This window comes from Dyella subtropica, from assembly GCF_026283965.1.
In the GTDB taxonomy this organism is placed as follows: Bacteria; Pseudomonadota; Gammaproteobacteria; order Xanthomonadales; family Rhodanobacteraceae; genus Dyella_D; species Dyella_D subtropica.
In genome coordinates this window covers 1-1,241 of the sequence record NZ_JAPDPD010000043.1, presented here as the reverse complement: position 1 = coordinate 1,241, position 1,241 = coordinate 1, and the positions used below count along the sequence as shown (strand labels likewise).

The window sequence follows — 1,241 nt, the reverse complement described above, 5'->3', positions numbered from 1 at the left end:
GGGTTGCGGATTCAGCCGGTCGTTGCAACACCCATAGACTGCTTGAGCAGGAGGCGTGTTGCCAATGGCCCAACGACCCCGGATCCATTACACGGACACCCAGAAGGCGCTGATGTGGGATCGCTGGCAGCGAGGCGAGTCGCTGCACGAGATTGCCCAGCTGTTTGATCGGCACCACTCATCGGTACGGCGGATATTGGCGGAGACCGGCGGCATTCGACCGACGCCACGCCGTCGCGCTGAGCGTACCTTGACGCTGGTCGAGCGAGAAGAGATCTCGCGGGCGATCGCGGTTGGCAAGTCGATCCGCGCCATTGCCTTGCAACTGCAGCGGGCCCCCTCGACCATCAGCCGCGAGATCCGGCGAAGCGAAGGACGAGACGGCTACCGAGCCATCCAGGCGGACGAACACGCCTGGGATCGCGCCCGTCGCCCCAAGCTTTGCAAGTTGGCGAAGAACCGGGTGCTCGCAACCCGGGTTGCAAAAAAGCTCAAGGAGCGGTGGTCACCGGAGCAGATCGCAGGCTGGCTCAAGCACACATATCCGGGCAACGAGGACGATCAGGTGTCGCACGAGACCATCTACCGCAGCCTCTATATCCAGGCCCGTGGCGCCCTGAAAAAGGAGCTGTTAGCTCATTTGCGGCGCACGCGCACCATGCGTCGTTCGCGTCAGCACACGCAGAAGACGGACAACCACGGCCAGCTCAGCGACATGGTGTCCATTCGTGAGCGTCCGGCGAGCGTGGCCGACCGGGCGGTGCCTGGTCATTGGGAGGGTGATCTGATCTGCGGTAGCGGGAACAGCCAGATCGCGACGCTGGTGGAACGTCACACGCGCTACGTCATGCTGGTGAAGGTCGCGCGCAAGGACACCGAGACGGTCATCCCTGCGCTGATCACGCATGCGCGCACCTTGCCGAAGGAACTGTACAAGTCGCTGACCTGGGATCGGGGCAAGGAAATGGCTGACCACAAGCGCTTCACCCTGGCGACGGATATCCAGGTCTACTTCTGCGATCCTCAGCATCCGTGGCAACGGGGCTCGAATGAGAACACTAACGGGCTACTGAGGCAGTATTTCCCCAAGGGCACGGATTTGTCGGTGCACTCGCAAGCCAAGCTCAACGCCGTGGCTCGACAGTTGAATGCGCGTCCGAGAAAGACCTTACACTTCGAAACACCGGCCGAACGGTTTCATCAATCTGTTGCAACGACCGGCTGAATCCGCAGTCGAAAGC

General features: G+C 61.7%; 1 protein-coding gene. It reads left to right on the top strand.

Annotated elements, in window-relative coordinates; translation table 11 throughout:
* Nucleotides 1-64 precede the first annotated feature (64 nt).
* Nucleotides 65-1,225: an IS30 family transposase gene (locus OUZ45_RS20740; RefSeq protein WP_266172234.1), complete on the top strand. Its 1,161-nt coding sequence runs from the start codon at nt 65-67 to the stop codon at nt 1,223-1,225.
* Nucleotides 1,226-1,241 lie beyond the last annotated feature (16 nt).

Coding starts and splice junctions, on each gene's coding strand:
- OUZ45_RS20740 (WP_266172234.1), top strand. CDS start 65: ATGGCCCAACGACCCCGGATCCATTACACGGACACCCAGAAGGCGCTG.